Annotated in this window: 21 protein-coding genes and 1 pseudogene; 7 read left to right on the top strand and 15 right to left on the bottom strand. The window is 56.1% G+C overall.

Annotated elements, in window-relative coordinates:
- The first annotated feature begins 529 nt into the window (after positions 1 to 529).
- On the top strand, positions 530 to 1,474 hold the full coding sequence (locus tag GNG29_RS20445; RefSeq protein ID WP_103177206.1) for a TIGR01212 family radical SAM protein: 945 nt from the start codon (positions 530 to 532) through the stop codon (positions 1,472 to 1,474).
- Here the strand turns inward: GNG29_RS20445 and GNG29_RS20440 are convergent.
- Positions 1,451 to 2,953, bottom strand: coding sequence for a helicase HerA-like C-terminal domain-containing protein (locus GNG29_RS20440; RefSeq protein ID WP_156655281.1), 1,503 nt, complete (start codon positions 2,951 to 2,953; stop codon positions 1,451 to 1,453). The genes GNG29_RS20445 and GNG29_RS20440 overlap by 24 nt on opposite strands.
- Positions 2,954 to 3,090: 137 nt before the next feature.
- On the opposite strand from GNG29_RS20440, the pseudogene GNG29_RS20435 reads away from it, so the two are divergent.
- Positions 3,091 to 4,731, top strand: a pseudogene (locus GNG29_RS20435) (dihydroxyacetone kinase subunit DhaK).
- A gap of 86 nt (positions 4,732 to 4,817) precedes the next feature.
- Here GNG29_RS20435 and GNG29_RS20430 read toward each other — a convergent pair.
- The 5 genes from GNG29_RS20430 to pepA form a co-directional block, all read right to left on the bottom strand.
- A complete protein-coding gene (locus GNG29_RS20430) occupies positions 4,818 to 5,837 on the bottom strand; it encodes an NAD(P)-dependent alcohol dehydrogenase (RefSeq protein ID WP_103177204.1) in 1,020 nt (339 codons plus the stop codon).
- An 82-nt stretch (positions 5,838 to 5,919) separates the two neighbouring features.
- Entirely contained in the window at positions 5,920 to 6,423 is a 504-nt protein-coding gene (locus tag GNG29_RS20425; RefSeq protein ID WP_103177203.1) for a GNAT family N-acetyltransferase, read from the bottom strand.
- 11 nt (positions 6,424 to 6,434) lie between these two features.
- Positions 6,435 to 9,290: a valine--tRNA ligase gene (locus GNG29_RS20420; RefSeq protein WP_156655280.1), complete on the bottom strand. Its 2,856-nt coding sequence runs from the start codon at positions 9,288 to 9,290 to the stop codon at positions 6,435 to 6,437.
- The gene (holC, locus tag GNG29_RS20415) at positions 9,290 to 9,733 is read right to left on the bottom strand and encodes a DNA polymerase III subunit chi (protein WP_103177201.1); all 444 of its coding nucleotides are present in this window, start codon (positions 9,731 to 9,733) and stop codon (positions 9,290 to 9,292) included. The genes GNG29_RS20420 and holC overlap by 1 nt, the downstream gene beginning before the upstream one ends.
- Before the next feature lie 120 nt (positions 9,734 to 9,853).
- Positions 9,854 to 11,365: a leucyl aminopeptidase gene (pepA, locus tag GNG29_RS20410; RefSeq protein ID WP_103177200.1), complete on the bottom strand. Its 1,512-nt coding sequence runs from the start codon at positions 11,363 to 11,365 to the stop codon at positions 9,854 to 9,856.
- Positions 11,366 to 11,631: 266 nt separating this feature from the next.
- On the opposite strand from pepA, the gene lptF reads away from it, so the two are divergent.
- The 5 genes from lptF (at position 11,632) to mtgA (ending at position 17,889) form a co-directional block, all read left to right on the top strand.
- Positions 11,632 to 12,732 (top strand): LPS export ABC transporter permease LptF, encoded by a 1,101-nt coding sequence (lptF, locus tag GNG29_RS20405; protein ID WP_103177199.1) that lies wholly within the window; start codon positions 11,632 to 11,634, stop codon positions 12,730 to 12,732.
- Complete coding sequence (gene lptG / locus GNG29_RS20400) at positions 12,732 to 13,814, top strand: LPS export ABC transporter permease LptG (protein WP_103177198.1); 1,083 nt, start codon at positions 12,732 to 12,734, stop codon at positions 13,812 to 13,814. The genes lptF and lptG overlap by 1 nt, the downstream gene beginning before the upstream one ends.
- 135 nt (positions 13,815 to 13,949) lie before the next feature.
- On the top strand, positions 13,950 to 16,283 hold the full coding sequence (gene arcB, locus GNG29_RS20395) for an aerobic respiration two-component sensor histidine kinase ArcB (RefSeq protein WP_156655279.1): 2,334 nt from the start codon (positions 13,950 to 13,952) through the stop codon (positions 16,281 to 16,283).
- Between the two features lie 230 nt (positions 16,284 to 16,513).
- Positions 16,514 to 17,167 (top strand): isoprenoid biosynthesis glyoxalase ElbB, encoded by a 654-nt coding sequence (gene elbB, locus GNG29_RS20390; protein WP_156655278.1) that lies wholly within the window; start codon positions 16,514 to 16,516, stop codon positions 17,165 to 17,167.
- Complete coding sequence (gene mtgA, locus GNG29_RS20385) at positions 17,164 to 17,889, top strand: monofunctional biosynthetic peptidoglycan transglycosylase (protein ID WP_156655277.1); 726 nt, start codon at positions 17,164 to 17,166, stop codon at positions 17,887 to 17,889. The genes elbB and mtgA overlap by 4 nt, the downstream gene beginning before the upstream one ends.
- On the opposite strand, the gene npr is transcribed toward mtgA, so the two are convergent.
- From npr to kdsC, 9 genes are all read right to left on the bottom strand, one after another.
- Complete coding sequence (npr, locus tag GNG29_RS20380) at positions 17,886 to 18,158, bottom strand: PTS phosphocarrier protein NPr (RefSeq protein ID WP_032614489.1); 273 nt, start codon at positions 18,156 to 18,158, stop codon at positions 17,886 to 17,888. The genes mtgA and npr overlap by 4 nt on opposite strands.
- Positions 18,155 to 19,009 carry an RNase adapter RapZ gene (gene rapZ, locus GNG29_RS20375; RefSeq protein WP_032614487.1) on the bottom strand — a complete coding sequence of 285 codons (855 nt, stop codon included), beginning with the start codon at positions 19,007 to 19,009 and terminating at the stop codon, positions 18,155 to 18,157. Before rapZ ends, npr begins: the two co-directional genes overlap by 4 nt.
- A gap of 45 nt (positions 19,010 to 19,054) precedes the next feature.
- Positions 19,055 to 19,546, bottom strand: coding sequence for a PTS IIA-like nitrogen regulatory protein PtsN (gene ptsN / locus GNG29_RS20370; protein ID WP_103177194.1), 492 nt, complete (start codon positions 19,544 to 19,546; stop codon positions 19,055 to 19,057).
- A gap of 82 nt (positions 19,547 to 19,628) precedes the next feature.
- Entirely contained in the window at positions 19,629 to 19,916 is a 288-nt protein-coding gene (hpf, locus tag GNG29_RS20365; RefSeq protein WP_103177193.1) for a ribosome hibernation promoting factor, read from the bottom strand.
- A gap of 22 nt (positions 19,917 to 19,938) precedes the next feature.
- On the bottom strand, positions 19,939 to 21,372 hold the full coding sequence (gene rpoN, locus GNG29_RS20360) for an RNA polymerase factor sigma-54 (RefSeq protein ID WP_103177192.1): 1,434 nt from the start codon (positions 21,370 to 21,372) through the stop codon (positions 19,939 to 19,941).
- Positions 21,373 to 21,419: 47 nt separating this feature from the next.
- Positions 21,420 to 22,145, bottom strand: coding sequence for an LPS export ABC transporter ATP-binding protein (gene lptB, locus GNG29_RS20355; RefSeq protein ID WP_103177191.1), 726 nt, complete (start codon positions 22,143 to 22,145; stop codon positions 21,420 to 21,422).
- A 6-nt stretch (positions 22,146 to 22,151) separates the two neighbouring features.
- Entirely contained in the window at positions 22,152 to 22,706 is a 555-nt protein-coding gene (lptA, locus tag GNG29_RS20350) for a lipopolysaccharide ABC transporter substrate-binding protein LptA (protein ID WP_103177190.1), read from the bottom strand.
- A complete protein-coding gene (gene lptC / locus GNG29_RS20345) occupies positions 22,675 to 23,250 on the bottom strand; it encodes an LPS export ABC transporter periplasmic protein LptC (RefSeq protein ID WP_103177189.1) in 576 nt (191 codons plus the stop codon). The genes lptA and lptC overlap by 32 nt, the downstream gene beginning before the upstream one ends.
- Positions 23,247 to 23,813 (bottom strand): 3-deoxy-manno-octulosonate-8-phosphatase KdsC, encoded by a 567-nt coding sequence (kdsC, locus tag GNG29_RS20340; RefSeq protein ID WP_103824984.1) that lies wholly within the window; start codon positions 23,811 to 23,813, stop codon positions 23,247 to 23,249. The genes lptC and kdsC overlap by 4 nt, the downstream gene beginning before the upstream one ends.
- Positions 23,814 to 23,820: the final 7 nt, after the last annotated feature.

Genomic DNA, 23,820 nt, shown 5'->3' with positions numbered 1-23,820 from the left:
TGCTTCAGAGGGAATCTCAATTACTGCATAAATATGATGAGCAGGCTGCTCATCCAGAAAGCTTCCAGCGGATTTCCAACTTATCGGGAATCTGTACACAGGTCAAATGGCAATCTTATTTATCCAGATATGTGCTACCAATAGGTTATGTTATTGATTTAAATATATATTTAGCTGCTTTCACATCACTGTAACCTTGCTGTGGGCTTTTGGGGAGTGTGATCTGACTCACTATATGAAAGCGGTATTATCGCTGTAGCATGCTAAATAGTGCGATTTAAGCAGGATTAAATGCTGTCACGCTACTAAAACCCGCATGATGTCACTGTTTTTCAGCAAAGACGATATAAATGAAAAAAACCATCAGAACATAAGGAAAAGTAATTAAGCAGGCGGTGAATGAAATTGCAATTATCCTGGTTAATTATTCAAAAGATAAAAGCGCGCCGGGGCGATTGATCCAGGTCATCGCCGACGGCGGTTAAAAATGGCAGGCTTGTCCCCTTTCAACGGGGCGGTCTAACAGATTATGCAGTTACAGAAATTAGTCAATATGTTTGGTGGGGATCTTTCGCGCCGGTACGGGCAAAAGGTTCATAAGCTGTCGCTCCACGGGGGATTTAGCTGCCCGAACCGCGACGGCACTATCGGACGCGGCGGCTGTACCTTCTGTAATGTGGCCTCTTTTGCTGACGAAGCGCAGCAGTACCAGTCTATCGCTGCCCAGCTCGCCCATCAGTCCACGCGGGTTAACCGGGCGAAGCAGTATCTGGCCTATTTCCAGGCTTATACCAGTACCTGGGCTGAAGTACAGGTGCTGCGGTCGATGTATCAACAGGCGGTGAGCCAGGCGAATATCGTCGGGCTCTGCGTCGGCACCCGCCCCGACTGCGTACCGGAAGCGGTACTGGATCTGCTCAGCGAATATAAAGCGCAGGGGTACGAGATCTGGCTGGAGCTGGGATTGCAGACCGCCCACGATAAAACTTTGCACCGCATCAACCGTGGTCACGATTTTGCCTGCTATCAGCGCACCACCCGGCTGGCGCGCGAGCGCGGGCTGAAGGTCTGTACCCACCTTATTGTTGGCCTGCCGGGAGAAGGGCGGCATCACGCACTGGAAACCCTGCACAGTGTGGTAGAGACCGGCGTGGATGGCATCAAGCTGCACCCGCTGCATATCGTCAGAGGCAGCATTATGGCGAAAGCGTGGGAAGCCGGGCGGCTGAACGGGATTGAGCTGGACGAGTATGTTCTCACCGCCGGGGAGATGATTCGCCACACACCACCGGAAGTGGTCTATCACCGCATCTCCGCCAGCGCCCGTCGCCCAACGCTACTGGCACCGCTGTGGTGTGAGAATCGCTGGACGGGGATGGTAGAGCTGGACCGCTATCTGAACGAGCAGGGCGTGCAGGGCTCGGCGCTGGGCACACCCTGGGTACCCACGCTATCTCCGGCGTCCGCCCAGTAAACTGCCCAGCACACCGCGGACAATCTGATTCGTCACCTGACGCGCCGCGCTTTTCGCCATGGTTTGCACCACCCCGTCGCGTTTACCGCCGCGCGGCCCGGTGCTGCCAAACAGAATCTCTTTTAACCCGCCGAGAATGCCCTCATCGACCGCCACGGACTGGCCTTTAGCGGCTGGCGCCTGCTGCTGCTCTGTGGTGGCCTGCACCCCTTTTTGCAGCATCTCAAACGCGGACTCCCGGTCCACCTGGTCTTCATATTTTCCGTAGAGCAGGGAATGGTTGATCAGCGCGTTACGCTCGTCGTCGCTAATCGGCCCCATTCTGGAGTAGGGCGCAATGACCATCGCGCGCTCCACCATAGATGGGCTGCCTTTGGCATCCAGGAAAGAGATCAGCGCTTCGCCGGTGCCGAGCGCCTGAATAGCGGACTCGGTATCAAAGGCCGGATTGGCGCGCATGGTCTGCGCCGCGGCTTTGACCGCTTTCTGATCTTTCGGCGTAAAGGCGCGCAGGGCATGCTGGACGCGGTTACCCAGCTGGCCCAGGACGTTATCAGGAATATCGGCCGGGTTTTGCGAAACGAACCAGACGCCCACTCCTTTAGAGCGGATCAGGCGGATCACCTGTTCGATCTTATCCAGCAGCACCTGCGGCGCATCGCTGAACAGCAGATGGGCTTCGTCGAAGAAGAAGACCAGCTTCGGTTTGTTCAGATCGCCCGCTTCCGGTAGCTGTTCATAGAGCTCTGAGAGCATCCAGAGCAGGCTGGCCGCGTAGAGCTTCGGCATCTGGTAGAGCTTTTCCGCGCTCAGGATGTTGATAATACCTTTGCCGTTGCTGTCGGTTCGCATCCAGTCCCGGATGTCGAGCATCGGCTCGCCAAAGAAGTGTTCAGCTCCCTGCTGCTCCAGGGAGAGTAAGCCACGCTGGATGGCGCCGATGGAGGCGGGACTGATATTGCCGTACTGCGTCTGGAAGGCTTTGGCGTTATCCCCGATATAGTGCGTAATGGCCCGCAGATCTTTGAAATCGAGCAGCAACAGCCCCTGGTCATCGGCAATGCGGAAGATAATGTTCAGCACGCCGGTCTGCACCTCGTTCAGATCGAGCAGACGTGCCAGCAGCAGCGGGCCGAGATCGGAAACGGTCGCCCGTACTGGGTGCCCATGCTCGCCAAAAATATCCCACGCCACCACCGGGTTGCCCTGCGGCTGCCAGTCGGTCACGCCAATATTCTTCAGCCGTTCGAGTAACTTATCCGATGCGGCCCCCTCCCGGGCAACGCCGCTGAGATCGCCTTTCACGTCAGCCATAAACACCGGCACGCCAATAGTGGAAAATGACTCGGCCAGCTTTTGCAACGTTACCGTTTTCCCCGTGCCCGTTGCGCCGGTGATCAGACCATGACGGTTTGCCATCGCGGGCAGCAAAAACAGTTCTGTGTCCGGCGTCCGGGCAATCAGCAGGGGTGTACTCATGATGCGCATCCTCGTGGAATCCTGGGTGGAGTATAGGCAACCTGCCGGCAAAATGAATGTGTCAATTTCTTAGTTTGCAGCGCATTACGCAGCGCGGACTATGCTTTTGCATACGGTTAACAACATATTGGAAAGCTATGTCCAGATTCTTCTTTAACGACCGCAAACAGCTGGTGAATGATGCCATTGAAGGGATGCTGATCTCCGCCCCGCACGGCAATCTCGCCAGGCTGGATATCGATCCGGCTATCCGCGTAGTGGTGCGTGCCGACTGGGATAAAAGTCGCGTGGCGGTGATATCCGGCGGGGGCTCCGGCCATGAACCGGCGCACGCGGGCTTTGTTGGTAAAGGGATGCTGACCGCGGCCGTCTGCGGCGATCTGTTTGCGTCCCCCAGCGTCGAGGCGGTGCTCAGCGCCATTGTGGCCGTCACGGGCGATCGGGGCTGTCTGCTGATCGTCAAAAACTACACCGGGGATCGTCTCAACTTTGGCCTCGCGGCAGAAAAGGCCAAACGCTACGGGCTCAAAGTGGAGATGGTGATCGTGGCCGATGACATTGCCCTGCCGGATAACAAGCAGCCGCGCGGCATCGCCGGAACCGCGCTGGTGCATAAGGTAGCCGGGTATGCTGCCGAACAGGGCAAGTCGCTAAACGAGGTGCGCGATATGGCCCGCCAGGCCTGCGATAATCTCTGGAGCCTGGGTGTGGCTATGCAGACCTGCAATCTGCCGGGCAGCGACGATGAAGAGGGGCGCATCAAAAAAGGCCATGTCGAGCTGGGGCTGGGGATCCACGGCGAGCCCGGGGCCTCGGTGGTAGAGACACAAAACAGCCAAGCCATTATCGATACGCTGGTGCAACCCCTGCTGGCGTAGGCGGGGCAGGGGCGACTGGCGATCCTGATCAATAACCTCGGCGGCGTGTCGGCCCTGGAGATGGCGCTGCTGACCAAAGAGCTGGCCCATTCCGCCCTGAAGGATCAGATTGCGTATTTGATTGGCCCGGCGCCGCTGGTGAGCTCGCTGGACATGAAAGGCTTTTCGTTATCGCTGCTGAAGCTGAACGCGGCATTTGAGCAGGCGCTGAACGCCCCGGTGGAGACGCTGGGCTGGCAAAAGCCCGTCGTCTTTGCGCCGCTGCGTACGCTGACCCATACCCCGCTGCACGACAGCGTAGAATTTACCCCGTCGGCAAATGCGCAGGTGGCGCAGCACGTCGCTGCGGTGGCGGAGCGGTTAATTGCCCTGGAAAACCGCCTTAACGCCCTGGACGCGAAAGTGGGCGATGGCGATACCGGTTCGACCTTTGCGCAAGGTGCGCGGGACATTGCGCAATGGCTGGAGGAGGATCGCCTGCCGCTGAACGATCTGCCGCAGCTGCTGCTGGTGGTGGGGGAGCGGCTGGCAACGGTGATGGGCGGGTCGAGCGGGGTGTTGATGTCGATCTTCTTTACCGCCGCCGGGCAGGCGCTGCGTAGCGGCAAGCCTCTGCCGGATGCTTTGCTGACCGGGCTTGCGCAAATGAAGCACTATGGCGGCGCCGATCTGGGCGATCGCACCTTGATCGATGCGCTGCAGCCCGCGCTGGAAGCGTGGCAGAAAGAGGGGCTTCAGGCTGCCGTCAGGGCGGCAAAAGAGGGGGCAGATGCCACGACGAGCATGGGCAAAGCCGGAGCGGGGCGCTCATCCTATGTGAATAAGGAGAATCTGCAGGGCGTTGCCGATCCTGGCGCGGTTGCGGTGGCGGAGGTGTTTGCGGCTCTGGTGCGGTTGTAGAGAAACGCCCGGTGGCGCTACGTTTACCGGGCCTACAAAGCACATGTAGGCCGGGTAAGGCGTGGCCGCCACCCAACACATTGACGTCAAAAATCCGCTTTCAATACCACACGGTAACGGGCTTTTCCGTCACGAACATGCTGGATCGCTTCGTTGATTTTCGACATCGGATACATCTCGATAGTCGGCGCGACACCGGTGCGGCCAGCAAACTTCATCAGTTTGCGCAGCTCGTACGGCGTGCCCGTTGCGGAACCGGAGATGCTGCGGTCGCCACCGATCAGCGTAAAGGCGGGAACCGGGAGCGGCTTCAGCACGGCACCGACGGTATGGAAGTTTCCGCCATAGGCCAGCGCTTCAAAGTAGGGCTGCCAGTCGAGATCGACATTTACGGTGTTGATGATCAGATCGAACTGCCCCGCCAGAGCGGTCAGCGCCTCGGGATCGCGGCTGTTGACCACTTTGTCAGCCCCCATCGCCAGCACTTCCTGCTCTTTGGCCGGGTTTGAGCTGAAGGCGGTCACTTCACAGCCCATCGCATGCAGCAGCTTAATGGCAATGTGGCCCAGACCACCGATGCCAATCACCCCCACGCGGCTGGTGGCGGTGACGTGGTGCATCAGCAGCGGTTTAAAGACCGTGATCCCGCCGCACAGCAGCGGACCGGCAGATTCAATATCCATCTGCTCAGGGAGAGGAATGACCCACTGCCAGTCGGCACGCAGTTTGTCGGCGAAGCCGCCGTTGTTCAGGATGGTGGGTGTGGCCCCTTGCAGACAGTTGATCTGGTTGCCGCTGATACAGGCATCACAATGACCACAGCTACGGGCGGTCCAGCCAATGCCCACGCGCTGACCAATTTTCAGCCCCTTATCCTGTGCGGCATCGCCCAGGGCAACAACGCGACCGATCACTTCATGACCGGCAATCAGCGGGTATTGTGAGAAGCCCCACTCGTTATCGATCATCGACAGGTCGGAATGGCAAATGCCGCAGTAATCCACCTGCACTTCGACGTCTTCTGCTTTCAGCTCGCCTGCATCGTATTCGTACAGCTCAAGCTCTGCACCCGCCTGCGGTGCGGCGTAGCTTTTTATCTTTGACATCAGTTTTCCCCTTCGTGGTGTTGAACTGAGAGTGTAGAGCATTCAGTTTACAACCGCTTAACAGAAGGGGGCAGGAGAGAGGTTACAGCGTTTTCAGCATCCGCACTTCGCAATCAACATGGCCGGTACAGCCCAGCGGCTGGTCAATATGCTCAAAGCCGAGATGCTCGTACAGCCTGATGGCTTCGGTCAGAAAGGCGGTGGTTTCAAGGTAGCAGCGCTTAAACCCTTGCGCGCGGGCATGATCGAGCGCCTGTAACGCCAGTTTTTTCGCCAGGCCTTGTCCACGGACGACGGGCAGGAAATACATTTTTTGCAGCTCGCAGATATCGGGTTCGCTGCAGGCGAGCGGTGCAATACCACCGCCGCCCACAACCTGCCCGTTCTGCTCGACAACCCAATAGGCATGTCCCGGCTGGCTGTACAGGGCGTACAGTTCGTCGAGATTGGGGTCCGCAACGGTATAACCTTTATCGGCCGTCAGGCCGTATTCGGCAGATACCCGGCGGATAACGCCGGCAATGGCCGGGTTATCCGTGGCGGTGATACGGCGCAGGTGCGCCGTTACTGGAGCATTTACACGCATTGCTTCACTCATTACAACGCACTAATGATCGCCTGCTGTTCAATCAGCTTCGCTTTTGCTTGTGCATAACCGTTCAGCTTTTCACGCTCTTTGGCGATCACCGCTTCCGGGGCACGGGCAACGAAGCCTTCATTGGACAGTTTGCTTTCGATACGGCCAATTTCATCGTCGACTTTAGCCACTTCTTTCGCCAGACGTGCCAGCTCAGCATCTTTGTCAATCAGGCCTGCCATCGGGATCAGCAGCTCGGCGCCGTCGATGATTTTGGTCACGGAAACCGGACCTTTATCATCGGCTGGCAGCACGGTGATGCTCTCCAGACGTGCCATGGTCTGCAGGAAGGTACTGTTCTCGGTCACGCGACGCTGTGCCGCTTCGCTGCAACCGCGCAGCAACAGCGCCAGTGGTTTGCCCGGGGCGATGTTCATTTCGGCACGGATATTACGCACCGCAATGATTGCCTGCTTCAGCCATTCGGTATCGGATGCGGCGGCTTCATCAATCTGCGTGGCATCGAAGGACGGGAACGGCTGCAGCATGATGGTATCAGCATTGATGCCCGCAATGACCTTCACACGCTGCCAGATGGTTTCGGTGATGAACGGGATGATCGGGTGCGCCAGGCGCAGCAGACCTTCCAGAACGGTAATCAGCGTATGGCGCGTGCCGCGCAGTTCCGCTTCAGTGCCGCCGTTCATGACCGGCTTGGTCAGCTCCAGGTACCAGTCGCAGAACTGGTTCCAGGTGAATTCGTACAGAATGCCTGCCGCGATATCGAAGCGATAGTTATCCAGCGCTTCGCGGAACGCTTTGATGGTCTGGTTGAATTCAGCCAGGATCCAGCGGTCTGCCAGGGACAGGGTCATTTCGCCGCCGTTAAAGCCGCAATCCTGATCCTCGGTGTTCATCAGCACAAAGCGGCTGGCGTTCCACAGCTTGTTACAGAAGTTACGGTAACCTTCCAGGCGCTTCATGTCCCAGTTGATATCACGGCCGGTAGAGGCCAGCGCCGCCAGAGTGAAACGCAGGGCGTCAGTACCGTGCGGCTCAATGCCGTTCGGGAACTGTTTCTCGGTGCGCTTGCGGATCTTCTCAGCCAGCTGCGGCTGCATCATGTTGCCGGTACGTTTCTCCAGCAGCTCTTCCAGAGAGATACCGTCAACCATATCCAGAGGGTCAATAACGTTACCCTTCGACTTGGACATCTTCTGGCCTTCGTCGTCACGAATCAGACCGGTCATATAGACGGTATGGAACGGAACCTGCGGCTTGCCGTTTTCATCTTTGATGAAGTGCATGGTCATCATGATCATGCGGGCGATCCAGAAGAAGATGATATCGAAGCCGGAGACCATCACGCTGGTTGGGTGGAACTGACGCAGCGCATCGGTGTTTTCTGGCCAGCCGAGGGTGGAGAAGGTCCACAGCGCGGAGGAGAACCAGGTGTCCAGTACGTCTTCGTCCTGACGCAGGGCAACGTCAGCGCTCAGGTTGTTTTCCTGACGCACTTCGTCTTCAGTACGGCCAACGTAGACATTGCCTTCGTTGTCATACCATGCCGGGATACGGTGACCCCACCACAACTGACGGGAGATACACCAGTCCTGAATATCGCGCATCCAGGAGAAGTACATGTTTTCGTACTGTTTTGGCACGAACTGGATGTCGCCGTTTTCGACCGCTTCAACCGCCGGTTTCGCCAGTACGTCAGCACGGACGTACCACTGGTCGGTCAGCATCGGCTCGATCACCACGCCGCCACGGTCGCCATAAGGGACGGTCAGGTCGTGTGGCTTGATTTCGTCCAGCAGGCCCAGGGCGTCGACAGCGGCAACGATCGCTTTACGCGCGGCGAAGCGCTCCAGCTTCTGGAACTCAGCCGGAATGTCGCTTGAGTAAACGTCGGATTCGTTACCTTTGGTGTCATACACCTCTGCGCTTTCACGGATATCGCCGTCAAAGGTCAGGATGTTGATCATTGGCAGGGCGTGACGACGACCCACTTCGTAGTCGTTAAAGTCGTGTGCCGGGGTGATCTTCACGCAGCCGGTACCTTTTTCCATGTCGGCGTGTTCGTCGCCCACAATCGGAATACGGCGGTTCACCAGCGGCAGCACCACAAATTTACCAATCAGATCTTTGTAACGCGGATCTTCCGGGTTAACGGCCACGCCGGTATCGCCCAACAGCGTTTCCGGTCGGGTGGTCGCGACAATCAGGTAATCTTTACCGTCTGCCGTTTTTGCGCCATCGGCCAGCGGATAGCGGATGTGCCACATGGAGCCTTTCGACTCGCGGTTTTCCACTTCCAGGTCAGAGATGGCGGTGCGCAGTTTCGGGTCCCAGTTTACCAGGCGCTTGCCGCGGTAAATCAGGTCTTCTTTATACAGACGGACAAACACTTCTTTCACGGCATTGGAGAGGCCTTCATCCATGGTGAAGCGCTCGCGCTCCCAGTCCACGGAGTTGCCGAGACGGCGCATCTGACGGGTAATGGTGCCGCCGGATTCTGCTTTCCACTGCCAGATTTTGTCGATAAAGGCGTCGCGACCGTAGTCGTGGCGGGTTTTCCCTTCTTCAGCGGCAATCTTACGCTCAACCACCATCTGGGTAGCGATACCCGCGTGGTCAGTACCGGCCTGCCACAGGGTGTTTTTGCCCTGCATGCGCTGGTAACGGATCATGGTATCCATGATGGTCTGCTGGAAGGCATGCCCCATATGCAAACTGCCGGTGACGTTCGGCGGCGGGATCATGATGCAGAAGGACTCTTTGCTTTCATCGCCGTTAGGCTTGAAATAGCCCTGCTGTTCCCAGTGCTCGTAAAGCGGCTGTTCGATATCGCGTGGGTTATATGTCTTTTCCATTATTTCCAGGTTGCCGTATTCAGGTTAAAACCAGCCAGGCGGTACGCTTTATAGCGTTCGCGCGCCAGTTGTTTCAGGGAATCTTCGTGAGGGACAAAGTCTATCACTTCTGTGAAAGCGGTGGCAAAATCTGCAAAGCCGCTGCGCAGGCTAATCAGAATATCGCGTGGACTGCTGTTACGCTTTTGCGGCCAGGCGATCTCCACCGGCGCACCGCCGCGCGGTCCTTCTCCCGCCAGATTATGCGGAACAAAACTTTCCGGCGGTCGTGCCCACAGCGCTTCATCCAGACGGATGGCCTGCTGCTCATCTTCGCAGGCAATCAGCACGCGAAGACCCGCGCGCCAACGTTCTGCGGCAATGTCACACACCAGTTGTTCAACGGCGCTTAAGCCATCCTGTTGGGTGTCATTGTCCAGAAGATAGAACGTTGCGTTTTTCATATATGGGGTTTCTTGTGGTGACTTTAAATGCTTAAGCCCGGTGGCGCTACGCTTACCGGGCCTACGGTTTACTGCCGTTTGTAGGCCGGGTAAGGCGAAGCCGCCACCCGGCATTTACCTTTACTCGTCGCCGTTAAAACCGGCGCGATTGAGCAGGAACTGCGACAGCAGAGCCACTGGACGGCCGGTTGCGCCTTTGGCTTTACCGGAGCGCCATGCGGTGCCCGCGATATCCAGGTGTGCCCAGTTATACTTGCGGGTAAAGCGCGACAGGAAGCAGCCCGCGGTAATTGCACCGCCAGGACGACCGCCGATATTTGCCATATCCGCAAAGTTAGACTCAAGCTGCTCCTGATACTCGTCACCCAGCGGCAGACGCCATGCGCGATCGCCCGCCTGCTCAGAGGCACCAATCAGCTCATGCGCCAGCGGGTTGTGGTTCGACATCAGGCCGGTAATGTGGTGACCCAGGGCAATCACGCAGGCGCCAGTCAGGGTGGCAACATCGATAACCGCTTCCGGATCGAAGCGCTCAACGTAGGTCAGCACGTCGCACAGCACCAGACGGCCTTCGGCGTCAGTGTTCAGGACTTCAACGGTCTGCCCGGACATGGTGGTGAGGACGTCGCCTGGACGATAGGCGCGCCCGCCCGGCATGTTTTCGCAGCCCGCCAGCACGCCAGTGACGTTAATTGGCAGCTGCAGCTCGGCCACCATGCGCATTACGCCGTAAACCGCCGCCGCGCCGCACATGTCGTACTTCATCTCGTCCATGCCTTCGGCAGGCTTGATGGAGATACCGCCGGAGTCGAAGGTCAGGCCTTTACCCACCAGCACAATCGGGCGTGCATCTTCCGCCGGGTTGCCTTTGTACTCAATGACCGACATCAGGGATTCATTTTGTGAACCGTTGCCGACGGCGAGGTAGGAGTGCATCCCCAGCTCTTTCATCTGTTGTTCGCCAATTACGCGGGTGACGACATTTTTGCTGTAGGAGTCAGCCAGCTGACGCGCCTGCGACGCAAGGTAGCCCGCGTTACAGATGTTTGGCGGCATATTGCCCAGATCTTTCGCGGCCTTGATACCGGCTGCGATAGCCAGGCCATGCTGAATGGCGCGTTCACCGCTGGTCAGCTCGCGACGGGTCGGGACGTTAAAGACCATCTTACGCAGCGGACGACGCGGTTCGCTTTTGGTGGTTTTCAGCTGATCGAAGCTATAAAGGGTCTCTTTGGCCGTTTCAACCGCCTGGCGTACTTTCCAGTAGGTGTTGCGGCCTTTAACGTGCAGTTCGGTCAGGAAGCAGACGGCCTCCATTGAGCCAGTATCATTCAACGTATTGATCGTTTTCTGAATGACCTGTTTGTACTGGCGCTCGTCCAGCTCACGCTCCTTGCCGCAGCCAATCAGCAGGATACGCTCGGAGAGGACGTTTGGCACATGATGCAGCAGCAATGTTTGGCCCGGTTTGCCTTCCAGCTCGCCGCGGCGCAGCAGGGCGCTGATGTAGCCGTCACTGATTTTATCGAGTTGTTCGGCGATTGGAGAGAGTCTGCGGGGTTCAAACACGCCGACAACGATGCAGGCACTCCGCTGTTTCTCCGGGCTACCGCTTTTTACACTGAACTCCATGAACTACGCTCCTGAATCTTAAAGACAACAGCGACAGCTACGGATAGAATTGAAACCTTTCGTAACTCGTACCCGCTGTTGCGGTGACTTCGTGTTAATCTTACGTTATTACGGTTTCGGCACGTCATAATAACTCCTGAAGCGCGAATCCGTCGGGTGTTCTAATCTTAGCGATGATTTCGACGACTCAAGAGAATAAATGACGTTTAAGCCATGAAACAAGCGATTTTCCTGCAAAGAGACGGGTTTTTACGGGCGTATTTAATGTGATAATCATAAGATATCTGGTGCGGGAGACGCTCAAAAGCCAGCTGGCGATACTCTTCATCCTGCTTCTGATCTTTTTCTGTCAGAAACTGGTAAGGATCCTCGGCGCGGCTGTTGATGGCGAAATTCCCACAAATCTGGTGCTTTCCCTGCTTGGGCTGGGCGTGCCGGAAATGGCGCAGCTTATCCTGCCACTTAGCCTTTTCCTCGGACTGCTGATGACGCTCGGTAAACTCTATACCGAAAGTGAAATCACCGTCATGCATGCGTGCGGTCTGAGCAAAGCGGTTCTGGTTAAAGCCGCTATGCTCCTGGCGTTATTCACCGGCATCGTGGCCGCCGTGAACGTTATGTGGGCCGGTCCTGTCTCTTCTCGTCATCAGGATGAAGTGCTGGCTGAGGCGAAAGCCAACCCTGGTATGGCCGCGCTGGCCCAGGGGCAGTTCCAGCAGGCAACGGATGGTAACTCCGTGCTGTTTATCGAAAGCGTGGATGGCAACCGCTTTAACGATGTATTCCTTGCGCAAATCCGTCCCAAGGGCAATGCCCGTCCCTCTGTCGTGGTGGCCGATTCCGGTCAGCTGGCGCAGGGGAAAGACGGTTCGCAGATTGTGACGCTGAACAAAGGCACCCGCTTTGAAGGTACGGCGCTGCTGCGTGATTTCCGTATCACTGACTTCCAGAACTATCAGGCAATTATTGGTCATCAGGCGGTTGCGCTGGATCCCAGCGATACCGAGCAGATGGATATGCGCACGCTGATCAACACCGATACCAATCGCGCCCGCGCGGAGCTGCACTGGCGAATCACGCTGGTGTTTACCGTCTTTATGATGGCGTTGATGGTGGTGCCGCTTAGCGTGGTAAACCCACGTCAGGGGCGGGTGCTCTCCATGTTGCCCGCCATGCTGCTTTATCTGGTCTTCTTCCTGCTGCAGACATCGATCAAATCGAACGGTGGCAAAGGAAAAATTGACCCGGTTATCTGGACATGGGTGATTAACGGACTCTATCTGCTGTTGGCCGTTGCCCTCAACCTGTGGGACACCGTGCCGATGCGCCGCGTGCGGGCCCGGTTTATGCGTAAAGGAGCGGTGTAATGCAGGCGTTTGGCGTTCTTGACCGCTATATCGGTAAAACCATTTTCACCACCATCATGATGACCTTATTCATGCTGGTGTCGCTCTCCGGCATCATCAAGTTTGTGGACCAGCTGAAAAAGGCCGGGCAGGGGAGCTACGATGCCATGGGGGCGGGCATGTATACCCTGCTCAGCATTCCAAAAGATGTGCAAATCTTCTTCCCGATGGCGGCGCTGTTAGGGGCGCTGCTGGGGCTGGGGATGCTGGCGCAGCGCAGTGAGCTGGTGGTCATGCAGGCCTCCGGCTTTACCCGTATGCAGGTGGCGCTCTCCGTCATGAAAACGGCCATCCCGCTGGTATTGCTGACCATGGCGATGGGCGAGTGGGTTGCGCCACAGGGCGAACAGATGGCGCGTAACTACCGCGCGCAAATGATGTATGGCGGTTCGTTGCTCTCTACCCAGCAGGGACTGTGGGCGAAAGATGGCAATAACTTTGTCTACATCGAACGCGTCACGGGCGATAACTCCCTCGGCGGTGTGAGCATTTACAGCTTTAACGACCAGCGTCGTCTGCAGGCGGTGCGTTACGCCGCGTCGGCCACGTTTGATACTGATAACAAGGTCTGGCGTCTGTCGCAGGTAGATGAATCAAACCTGCAGGATCCAAAACAGATCACCGGGTCGCAAACGGTCTCTGGCACCTGGAAAACCAACCTGACGCCGGATAAGCTCGGTGTGGTTGCGCTGGATCCGGATGCACTCTCCATCAGCGGCCTGTACAACTACGTGAAGTACCTGAAATCGAGTGGCCAGGATTCCGGACGTTATCAGCTCAACATGTGGAGCAAGGTCTTCCAGCCGCTCTCGGTGGCGGTGATGATGCTGATGGCGCTGTCGTTTATCTTTGGCCCGCTGCGTAGCGTCCCGATGGGGGTGCGTGTCGTGACAGGTATCAGCTTCGGCTTTGTCTTCTACGTTCTGGACCAAATCTTCGGCCCGCTGACGCTGGTGTACGGTATACCGCCAGTGATTGGCGCGCTGTTGCCGAGTGCCTCCTTCTTCGTGATCAGCCTCTGGCTGCTGCTGAAGCGCTCCTGACCCCCTCCCGCCTCGCTTCCCTGCCCGGGAAGTGAGGCGCATCCCCTGTTTTACCCCTCACTTTTTTGCACAACCTTCAACGTCTTGCCTGGAATTTGAGTATTATTGTGCGATGACGTCGTGAAGAGATCCCTTATGAAGCAAATTCGGTTACTGGCGCAATACTATGTCGATCTGATGATGAAGCTTGGCCTGGTGCGCTTCTCCCTGTTGCTGGCGCTGGCGCTGGTAGTGCTGGCGATTGTGGTGCAGATGGCCATTACCATGGTGCTCCATGGCCAGGTTGAGAGTATCGATCTTATACGTTCCATTTTCTTTGGCCTGTTGATTACGCCCTGGGCGGTCTATTTCCTCTCGGTAGTAGTTGAGCAACTGGAGGAGTCCCGCCAGCGGCTGACCCGGCTGGTGGAAAAGCTGGAAGAGATGCGCGAGCGCGATCTGAAGCTCAACGTGCAGCTAAAAGACAACATCGCTCAGCTGAACCAGGAGATCTCAGATCGAGAAAAAGCGGAGGCTGAGCGCCAGACTACGCTGGAACAGCTGAAAATCGAGATGAAAGAGCGTGAGCAGACGCAGATCCAGCTTGAGCAGCAGTCTTCGTTCCTGCGCTCTTTCCTTGATGCCTCCCCGGACCTGGTTTTCTACCGCAATGAAGATAAAGAGTTTTCCGGCTGTAACCGGGCGATGGAGTTACTGACCGGAAAGAGCGAAAAACAGCTTATCAATCTGCGTCCGCAGGATGTCTACTCTCCGGAGGCGGCAGCCAAAGTTATCGAAACCGATGAGAAGGTGTTCCGTCACAACGTCTCCCTGACCTACGAGCAGTGGCTCGACTACCCGGACGGGCGCAAAGCCTGCTTCGAAATCCGTAAAGTGCCCTATTACGACCGCGTCGGGAAACGCCACGGGCTGATGGGCTTCGGGCGTGATATTACCGAGCGTAAGCGTTACCAGGATGCGCTGGAGCGCGCCAGCCGGGATAAAACGACCTTTATCTCCACTATCAGCCATGAACTGCGTACTCCGCTTAACGGTATCGTCGGGTTAAGCCGCATTCTGCTCGACACCGAACTGACGGCCGAGCAGGAGAAATATCTTAAAACCATCCATGTCTCGGCGGTTACGCTCGGCAATATCTTCAACGATATTATTGATATGGATAAGATGGAGCGGCGCAAAGTCCAGCTGGATAACCAGCCGGTGGATTTCACCAGCTTCCTGGCCGATCTGGAAAACCTCTCCGGTCTGCAGGCGCAGCAGAAAGGGCTACGCTTTGTGCTGGAGCCGACCTTGCCGCTGCCGCATAAGGTGGTGACCGACGGTACGCGCCTGCGCCAGATCCTGTGGAACCTGATCAGCAACGCGGTCAAATTTACCCAGAGTGGCCAGGTGGCAGTTCGCGTGCGCTACGGCGAGGGGGAGATGCTGCACTTCGAGGTGGAAGATTCCGGGATTGGTATTCCACAGGAGGAGCAGGACAAAATCTTTGCCATGTATTACCAGGTTAAAGACAGCCACGGGGGCAAACCCGCTACCGGGACCGGCATCGGTCTGGCGGTATCGCGCCGCCTGGCGAAGAGCATGGGCGGTGATATCACGGTGACCAGCAACCCTGGGCACGGCTCTGTATTTAAACTCAGCGTTCGGGCCCCGGCAGTGGCGGAAGAGGTCGAGGACACCTTTGCCCATGATGATATGCCGCTGCCTGCCCTGCATGTGCTGCTGGTGGAAGATATCGAGCTGAACGTGATTGTCGCGCGATCGGTGCTGGAGAAACTGGGCAGCAGCGTGGATGTTGCTATGACCGGTAAAGCCGCGCTGGAGATGTTCACGCCGGGCGAATATGACCTGGTGCTGCTGGATATTCAGTTGCCGGACATGACCGGGCTGGATATCTCGCGCGAACTGACGAGCCGTTACGCCAGCGACGAACTGCCGCCGCTGGTGGCGCTGACCGCCAACGTGCTGAAAGACAAAAAAGAGTACCTGGATGCCGGTATGGACGATGTACTGAGCAAACCGCTGGCGGTACCCGCCTTAACCGCCATGATCAAGAAGTTCTGGGACACCTGTGACGAAGAGGAGAGCACCATGACGAAGGTAGATACAGAGAAAGCACAGTCTTTGCTGGATATCGACATGCTCGAGCAGTACATCGATCTGGTTGGTCCGAAGTTGATCACCGATGGACTGGCCATCTTCGAGAAGATGATGCCGGGCTATTTAAACTTGCTCGAGTCAAACCTGACGGCGCGGGACAAGAAAGGCATCGTTGAAGAGGGACACAAGATCAAAGGTGCGGCCGGATCGGTGGGTTTGCGCCATCTGCAGCAGCTTGGACAGCAGATTCAGTCTCCGGATTTACCCGCTTGGGAAGATAACGTGGGTGAATGGGTTGAGGAGATGAAGCAGGAGTGGCAGAACGATGTCGCCGTGCTAAAAGCCTGGGTGGAAAGCAGAAAAAAATGACCCCGGTAGACCGGGGTGCGCGAATACTGCGCCAACACCAGGGAAATCTTGGCTGCGCCTGAATAGGAATAGTTTTTTCGTAAATGGCGTAGCCGGAAACTTTAGGCCGCACGCAGTTAAGATAGCAAATCTTAAATACGTTGTTACATGAATCAGTTAAATGTGTGAAGCATACCGTTTTAATCAGAATCTTTAATGTGCATTTAACATTTTTCGAGAGGGATCGCAGGATGAAAAAGGTTGGCGTGGTACTCAGCGGGTGTGGTGTTTACGATGGTTCTGAAATTCATGAAGCTGTTTTGACGCTACTGGCTCTGGCGCGTAACGGCGCCGAAGCGGTCTGCTTCGCACCGGATAAAACCCAGGTAGACGTGATCAACCACCTGACCGGCGAAACGATGGCCGAGAGCCGTAATGTCCTGATTGAGGCTGCGCGGATCGCCCGTGGACAGGTTCGTCCGCTCAGCGAGGCGCGGGCTACCGAGCTGGACGCGCTGATTGTGCCAGGCGGTTTTGGCGCGGCAAAAAACCTGAGTGATTTTGCCGCCCAGGGGAGTGGTTGCCGGGTAGACGGTGATTTAAAATCGCTGGCGCTGCAAATGCATGAAGCCGGCAAACCGTTGGGCTTTATCTGTATCGCCCCTGCGATGTTGCCGGCCATTTTTGATATGCCGCTGCGCCTGACCATCGGAACGGATATTGATACTGCTGAGGCTATCGAGGATATGGGCGGTGAGCATATCCCCTGTCCGGTGGATGATATCGTGGTCGACGAAGAGAACAGGATCGTCACCACACCCGCTTACATGCTGGCACAAACTATTGCGGAAGCGGCGACGGGCATTGAGAAGCTGGTTACGCGCGTACTGGTGCTCGCTGCATGAAGTTAAGACGTCCGAAAGCGGGTTGGTTAAGACGGATCGTCATTCGCATTCTGTTGGTTATGGCGGTCTTCTGGGGTGGGGGCATCGCCCTGTTCAGCTTTCTTCCGGTGCCGTTTTCAGCGGTAATGGTTGAACGTCAGGTGAGTAACTGGCTGAGCGGTAATTTCAGCTACGTTGCGCACTCTGACTGGGTGAGTATGGATGAGATCTCCCCCTGGATGGGGCTGGCCGTGATTGCCGCCGAAGATCAAAAATTCCCTCAGCACTGGGGGTTTGACGTCGGGGCGATCGAGAAGGCGCTAGCGCATAACGATCGTAACGAGAGCCGTATCCGCGGAGCATCCACGCTTTCTCAGCAGACGGCGAAAAACCTGTTTTTATGGGACGGTCGCAGCTGGGTGAGAAAGGGCTTTGAAGCCGGGCTGACGCTGGGGATCGAAACGGTGTGGAGTAAGAAACGGATCCTGACCGTATATCTCAATATCGCGGAATTTGGCGAAGGGATATTTGGTGTCGAAGCTGCGGCGCAGCGCTATTTCAACAAACCTGCCAGCCGTCTGACGGCGTCGGAGGCCGCGCTGCTGGCGGCTGTGTTACCGAACCCGATTCGCTTTAAGGCCAGTGCGCCATCAGGCTATGTACGTAGCCGTCAGGCATGGATCCTGCGCCAGATGCGCCAGCTCGGTAGGGAAGGATTTATGCAGGCCAATAAGCTGCATTAATCCTCATCAAACCCGGCGTTGAACAGCGCAATAACCGCTGCCAGCGCCTCCACTTCCTGCGGGCCGGTGGCTTCAATTTCAATCTGACGGCCCTTTGCCGAATCCAGCATCAGCAGAGCGATTACGCTGTTGGCTTCGGCTTCGGTGCCTTCGTCGTTACGCAGCAGCACTTCCGCGTCAAATCCCTGCATCAGTTCAAATAACTTCATCGCCGGGCGGGCATGCATGCCCAGCTTATTGGTGATTTCAACGGTCTGCTTTACGGTCATGTTTTACGTTTTTCCAGCGTACGATGACGGGACTGCACGTTTTTACCGCGCGAGCGGAAATAGTCAGCCAGTTGCTCAGCAATATAGACCGAACGGTGTTTGCCCCCGGTACAGCCAATCGCCACCGTCAGGTAGCTGCGATTGTTTGTCTCCAGCATCGGCAACCAGAGTTCAAGATAGCTGCGCGTCTGATAGATAAAGTTATGCACTTCCGTATGTCTGTCAAGGAAGGCAGCAACCGGCTTATCCAGGCCGGTCATCGGGCGCAGCTTCGGATCCCAGTGCGGGTTCGGTAAGAAGCGCACGTCAAACACGTAGTCTGCATCGATAGGGATACCGTGCTTAAAGCCGAACGATTCAAAGACCATCGTCAGCTCGCGTTCGCGTTTACCCAGTAATCGGGTACGCAGCATCTCCGCCAGCTCATGGACCGACATCTCTGAGGTATCGACGATCAGATCGGCGCGCGAGCGCAGCGGCTCCAGCAGATCGCTCTCCTGGTCAATGGCACTTTCCAGCGACAGGTTTTTACTGGAGAGCGGATGCAGCCGGCGGGTGTCACTGTAGCGACGAATCAGCGTGTTGCGATCGGCATCAAGGAACAGCAGCTGAGGTGAAAAGGCCTCCGGCAGGTTGCTCATCGCCTGCTCAAAGATCTCCGGCGATTCAGGCATGTTACGCACGTCGATGCTGACTGCCGCAGAGATCTGCCGATCCGCCAGCGAACGGGCCAGCTCGGGCAGAAGCACCACCGGCAGGTTATCCACGCAGTAAAAGCCCATATCTTCCAGCGCGCGCAGGGCGACCGATTTCCCGGAGCCCGAACGCCCGCTGACGATCATCAGCACCATGTACCGTTTCTCCTCAGGACCACAGATGTTAAAGCCATCACCCGATTACGCCTCATCCTGATTGCCTTCCGTTTCTGTAATAATTTGATAAAGCTCTTCGTCGCTCTGCGCCGCGCGTAAACGACGACAGATGGTTTTATCCGCCAGACGTTTAGCCACCAGCGAGAGCGTGTGCAGATGCGTTTTGGTCTGATCGGCTGGCACCAGCAGGGCAAACAGCAGATCGACCGGCTGGTTATCAATGGCATCGAAGGCGATAGGTGTTTCCAGTTGAACAAACACCCCTACAGCGCGCAGAGTATCCTCTTCCAGTTTGCCATGTGGAATGGCGATGCCGTTACCGATGCCGGTACTGCCCATTTTTTCGCGGGTGAGGATCGCTTCAAAGACCACTTGTGGCGCCAGACTCAGCTGTTTTGCGGCCAGTTCACTGATGATCTCCAGCGCACGTTTTTTGCTCTGGCAGTGAACGGCACTGCGGGTACATTCCTGATTAAGGACACTGCTCAGTTGTAGAGTGGAATCGTTATTCATCATAATTTCACCTAAGCGCTAACTGTACAAAGGGCCCGTTGTGTTTCACAACAGGCCGTCCTGCACCCGTTAACTGCCCGGACAATTAGTGTTGTTTCAGTTTGTCTTTATGTTTGTTTAGCTGTCGTGCCAGCTTGTCAATCAAGCCGTCGATAGCCGCGTACATGTCCTGCCCTTCCGCACTGGCATGGATTTCGCCCCCGTTGACGTGCAAGGTAGCATCCGAGATATGAGTCACTTTTTCCACTTTTAACACAACATAGACCTGGTTGATCCTCTCGAAATACTGCTCGAGCTTAGCGAATTTGGTATTCACAAATTCACGCAGGGATTCAGTGATTTCGACATTGTGTCCTGTGATGTTGAGCTGCATAGTGTCTTCCTTATCGGTTGTGTCAGACCAGTTGTTTACGCTGGTTTGACGGCGGAATGGATAAAGACTCTCGATACTTCGCAACAGTGCGGCGTGCCACCATGATACCTTGTTCGGACAGCATGGTGGTCAACTTACTGTCACTCAGCGGTTTCGCGGGGTTTTCCGCGGCGATCAATTTTTTCACCAGCGCCCGAATGGCCGTCGACGAGGCTTCGCCGCCGCCTTCGGTGTTGACATGGCTGGAGAAAAAATACTTAAGCTCAAAAATGCCACGCGGACTGTGCAGATACTTCTGCGTCGTCACGCGAGAAATGGTCGACTCATGCATCTCGACGGCCTGGGCGATATCCGCCAGCACCATCGGTTTCATAAACTCTTCACCTTGCTCAAAAAACGCCTGTTGCTGCTCCACGATGCAGCGGCTGACGCGCAGTAGTGTATCATTGCGGCTCTCAAGGCTTTTGATCAGCCAGCGGGCTTCCTGCAGATTACTGCGGATAAACTGGTTATCCGAGTCGTTGCGCGAGCTGGTGCACATTGAGGCGTATTGCTGATTGATTTGCAGGCGGGGAATGCTGTCGGAATTCAGCTCTACGGTCCACAGACCGTTATGTTTGCGCACCAGCACATCGGGAATAACATACTCCGGCTCGCTGGTCTGGATAGATTGCCCCGGGCGCGGATCCAGCGACTGGATCAGGTTGACCGCCTCTTTCAGGATCTCCTCTTTCAGCCGCGTGACGCGCATCAGTGAGCGGAAATCGTGGTTGGCAAGCAGATCCAGATGTTCGCTGATGATAAGCCGGGCCTCTTCCAGCCACGGGGTCTCTTTAACAAACTGCGAAAGCTGAATGAGCAGGCAGTCACGGAGATCTCTCGCGGCAACGCCAATCGGGTCAAAGCGCTGAACGCGTTTCAGGACCGCTTCGACCTCTTCAAGCTCAATCTCGTCATCGCCTATGCTCTCCAGAATATCGTCCAGCGACACGGTCAGATAGCCGGTCTCATCCACGGCATCCACAATGGAGGTGGCGATGGCGCGATCGGTATCGGAGAACGGCGTCAGCTCCACCTGCCACATCAGGTAATCCTGCAGTGACTGGGTGGTCTCGCCCTGATAGACCGGCAGCTCGTCATCCTGGTAGTCTGCGCGCGTACCGGATGGCGTGCCGGCGGTGTAGATCTCATCCCAGCTGGCATCGAGAGGGAGCTCGTCAGGCATCTCTTTTTGCTCAAGAGCATCCACCGTGTCGAGGGTCTCGTTATCCTGGCTTTGTTGCGTTTCTACCTCATCGTGAAGATCGGTTTGCTCGAGCAGAGGGTTACTTTCCAGCGCTTGCTGGAGCTCCTGCTGCAGTTCCAGCGTCGACAGTTGCAACAGACGAATAGCCTGTTGTAACTGCGGCGTCATTGCCAGCTGTTGGCTGAGCCTTAATTGCAAACCTTGCTTCATGTTCAGAGCATTTTTCTCCGTTTACGCGAGTCTTAACTTCTACCCTATCAGAGTCTGAAGTCTTCCCCAAGATACACGCGCTTAACATGATCGTCTTCGAGGATCTGCTGCGGGGTACCGTGGGCGATGAGGTGGCCCTGGCTGACGATATAGGCACGCTCACACACCGCCAGCGTCTCACGTACGTTGTGGTCGGTGATGAGAACCCCGAGGCCACTGTCGCGCAGATGCTCAATAATACGTTTGATATCGATAACCGAAATGGGGTCAACCCCGGCAAACGGTTCATCGAGCAGAATAAATTTCGGATTAGCCGCCAGCGCACGGGCAATTTCCACACGGCGGCGTTCACCGCCGGAGAGCGCCTGGCCCATGCTGTCGCGCAGGTGTTCGATATGGAACTCTTCCATCAGCTCGTTGGCGCGATCCTGACGCTGTTCGGCGGTCAGATCATCGCGGATCTGCAGCACCGCCATCAGGTTATCGAAAACGCTCAGACGACGGAAAATTGAGGCTTCCTGCGGCAGATAACCGATCCCGCGGCGCGCACGGGCGTGCAGGGGCAGCAGGCTGATATCTTCTTCATCAATAATGATGTTACCCGCGTCGCGCGGAACAATGCCCACCACCATATAAAAGGTGGTGGTTTTACCTGCGCCGTTAGGACCCAACAGGCCGACAATCTCGCCGGAGTTGACGGTCAAACTGACATCTTCCACGACGCGGCGGCCCTTATAGGCTTTGGCGAGATTCTTTGCAGTTAATGTTGCCATAACGAATTAGTTACTCTTTTTCTGTGCCGGGGCCTGATTGCTATTTTTGTCCTGCAGCTGCGATGGAACCAGTACGGTGGTCACGCGTTTGCCTTTCTCGCTGAAGGCCTGCATTTTCTGCTCTTTGACCAGGTAGGTGATCTTGTCGCCCTTGATGTTGCTGTCGAGCTGCTCCAGATACGCATTACCGGTAAGGACAACGAAATCTTTCGCCAGCTCGTAGTGCATCTGGGAGGCGTGGCCTTTCACCGGCTTGCCGTTATCCTGCATCTGATAGAAGGTGGCCGGGTTGCCGTAGCCATCGATAATCTCTTTCCCGTCCTCACCGCCAGGACGCGTCACCACCACTTTGTCGGCATTAATTTTGATGGTGCCCTGAGTCACAACCACGTTGCCGGTAAAGGTCACCACGTTGCCTTGCATATCGAGTGATTGCGTATCGGATTCGATATGAATCGGCTGCTCGGTATCACCCGTCACAGCAAGCGCAGGCAGGCTAAGGGCCAGCAGGGCGCTGGCTATAACACAATTAAGGCTGAGTTTGTTTGTTTTGAATTTCATAAGAGGTTCTAACCTTTTCAATCAGCTCTGCGTTCTTGCTGCGTAAGTTCCCGCGCATTCTCAGACCGCTGGAATTAAATGTTGTGCCGTATAACGTGACCAGATCCTGCGATGTTACATCCTGCGTCACAAGGTTTATCTGTGCGTTATCGGTCGTGATTTTGCGCAACTGCGCATCTGCGGTCAGCGCATTCACTTCAACATGGCCATACAGATAAAGCATACGGTCATTCGTCAGTTTTGCCCGATCTGCTTTAATCGACCATGTCGGAATTTTATCGGTATCAAACGTGGTCATCACGGGTTGAGTAAACCATGAGACGCCCTGTTCGGAAAAATACTCAACGTGCTGAGCGATAAGGCGATAATTCAGCGCCCCTTCCGGGCTGTAAACGACGGTATCGCTGTGATCGCTTTTATACGTTGGATCGTTGGTGTTGACCGTAGGCGCTTGTTCGTCGTCCCGGTCAGCGAGATTCACACCAATCAGTACCAGTGCGACAAGCGTTAGCAGAATAATAACCCAACGTCTGGTTTTACTCATATCGATTGCCCTTTGGCCTCATCAAGCTTACCTTGCGCCAGCAGTAACAGGTCGCAGACTTCTCGTACTGCGCCACGGCCACCGTTAATCCGGGTGACATAGTCAGCGCGTGGGATCAAAAGCGGATGGGCATCGGCCACGGCGATGCTAAGCCCAACTTCTGCCATCACTGGCCAGTCAATAAGATCGTCTCCGACATAGGCAACGTTTTCCGGGGCGATGGCAAGTTTACCAAGTAAGTCCCTGAAAGCGACCATCTTATCGGATTGCCCCTGATAGAGATGGGTAATGCCCAGCGTTTCGCACCGATCTTCTACCAGTTTAGCCTTACGTCCGGTGATGATGGCAACTTCTATGCCAGACGTCAGGGCACAGCGAATCCCATAGCCATCACGCACGTTGAACGCTTTCAGCTCTTCACCATTATTGCCCATGTAAATCAGGCCGTCTGACAGCACGCCATCCACATCCAGGATCAGCAGGCGAATTTTCTCGGCCTGCGACATCATCTGCGCGCTTACCGGGCCATAACAGGTTGCAAGGGATGCACCCGTATTAATCATTGTCTTA

This window comes from Leclercia sp. Colony189, assembly GCF_009740165.1.
Lineage (GTDB): Bacteria > Pseudomonadota > Gammaproteobacteria > Enterobacterales > Enterobacteriaceae > Enterobacter.
This window is presented reverse-complemented; position numbering and strand designations above follow the sequence as displayed.

What these genes read in the sequence shown, in the direction of transcription:
- GNG29_RS20445 (WP_103177206.1), top strand. Translation starts at nt 530, where the DNA reads ATGCAGTTACAGAAATTAGTCAATATGTTTGGTGGGGATCTTTCGCGC.
- GNG29_RS20420 (WP_156655280.1), bottom strand. Translation starts at nt 9,290, where the DNA reads ATGGAAAAGACATATAACCCACGCGATATCGAACAGCCGCTTTACGAG.
- lptC (WP_103177189.1), bottom strand. Translation starts at nt 23,250, where the DNA reads ATGAGTAAAACCAGACGTTGGGTTATTATTCTGCTAACGCTTGTCGCA.
- arcB (WP_156655279.1), top strand. Translation starts at nt 13,950, where the DNA reads ATGAAGCAAATTCGGTTACTGGCGCAATACTATGTCGATCTGATGATG.
- GNG29_RS20430 (WP_103177204.1), bottom strand. Translation starts at nt 5,837, where the DNA reads ATGTCAAAGATAAAAAGCTACGCCGCACCGCAGGCGGGTGCAGAGCTT.
- elbB (WP_156655278.1), top strand. Translation starts at nt 16,514, where the DNA reads ATGAAAAAGGTTGGCGTGGTACTCAGCGGGTGTGGTGTTTACGATGGT.
- lptG (WP_103177198.1), top strand. Translation starts at nt 12,732, where the DNA reads ATGCAGGCGTTTGGCGTTCTTGACCGCTATATCGGTAAAACCATTTTC.
- ptsN (WP_103177194.1), bottom strand. Translation starts at nt 19,546, where the DNA reads ATGATGAATAACGATTCCACTCTACAACTGAGCAGTGTCCTTAATCAG.
- pepA (WP_103177200.1), bottom strand. Translation starts at nt 11,365, where the DNA reads ATGGAGTTCAGTGTAAAAAGCGGTAGCCCGGAGAAACAGCGGAGTGCC.
- rpoN (WP_103177192.1), bottom strand. Translation starts at nt 21,372, where the DNA reads ATGAAGCAAGGTTTGCAATTAAGGCTCAGCCAACAGCTGGCAATGACG.
- lptB (WP_103177191.1), bottom strand. Translation starts at nt 22,145, where the DNA reads ATGGCAACATTAACTGCAAAGAATCTCGCCAAAGCCTATAAGGGCCGC.
- rapZ (WP_032614487.1), bottom strand. Translation starts at nt 19,009, where the DNA reads ATGGTGCTGATGATCGTCAGCGGGCGTTCGGGCTCCGGGAAATCGGTC.
- npr (WP_032614489.1), bottom strand. Translation starts at nt 18,158, where the DNA reads ATGACCGTAAAGCAGACCGTTGAAATCACCAATAAGCTGGGCATGCAT.
- kdsC (WP_103824984.1), bottom strand. Translation starts at nt 23,813, where the DNA reads ATGATTAATACGGGTGCATCCCTTGCAACCTGTTATGGCCCGGTAAGC.
- holC (WP_103177201.1), bottom strand. Translation starts at nt 9,733, where the DNA reads ATGAAAAACGCAACGTTCTATCTTCTGGACAATGACACCCAACAGGAT.
- hpf (WP_103177193.1), bottom strand. Translation starts at nt 19,916, where the DNA reads ATGCAGCTCAACATCACAGGACACAATGTCGAAATCACTGAATCCCTG.
- GNG29_RS20425 (WP_103177203.1), bottom strand. Translation starts at nt 6,423, where the DNA reads ATGCGTGTAAATGCTCCAGTAACGGCGCACCTGCGCCGTATCACCGCC.
- mtgA (WP_156655277.1), top strand. Translation starts at nt 17,164, where the DNA reads ATGAAGTTAAGACGTCCGAAAGCGGGTTGGTTAAGACGGATCGTCATT.
- lptA (WP_103177190.1), bottom strand. Translation starts at nt 22,706, where the DNA reads ATGAAATTCAAAACAAACAAACTCAGCCTTAATTGTGTTATAGCCAGC.
- GNG29_RS20440 (WP_156655281.1), bottom strand. Translation starts at nt 2,953, where the DNA reads ATGAGTACACCCCTGCTGATTGCCCGGACGCCGGACACAGAACTGTTT.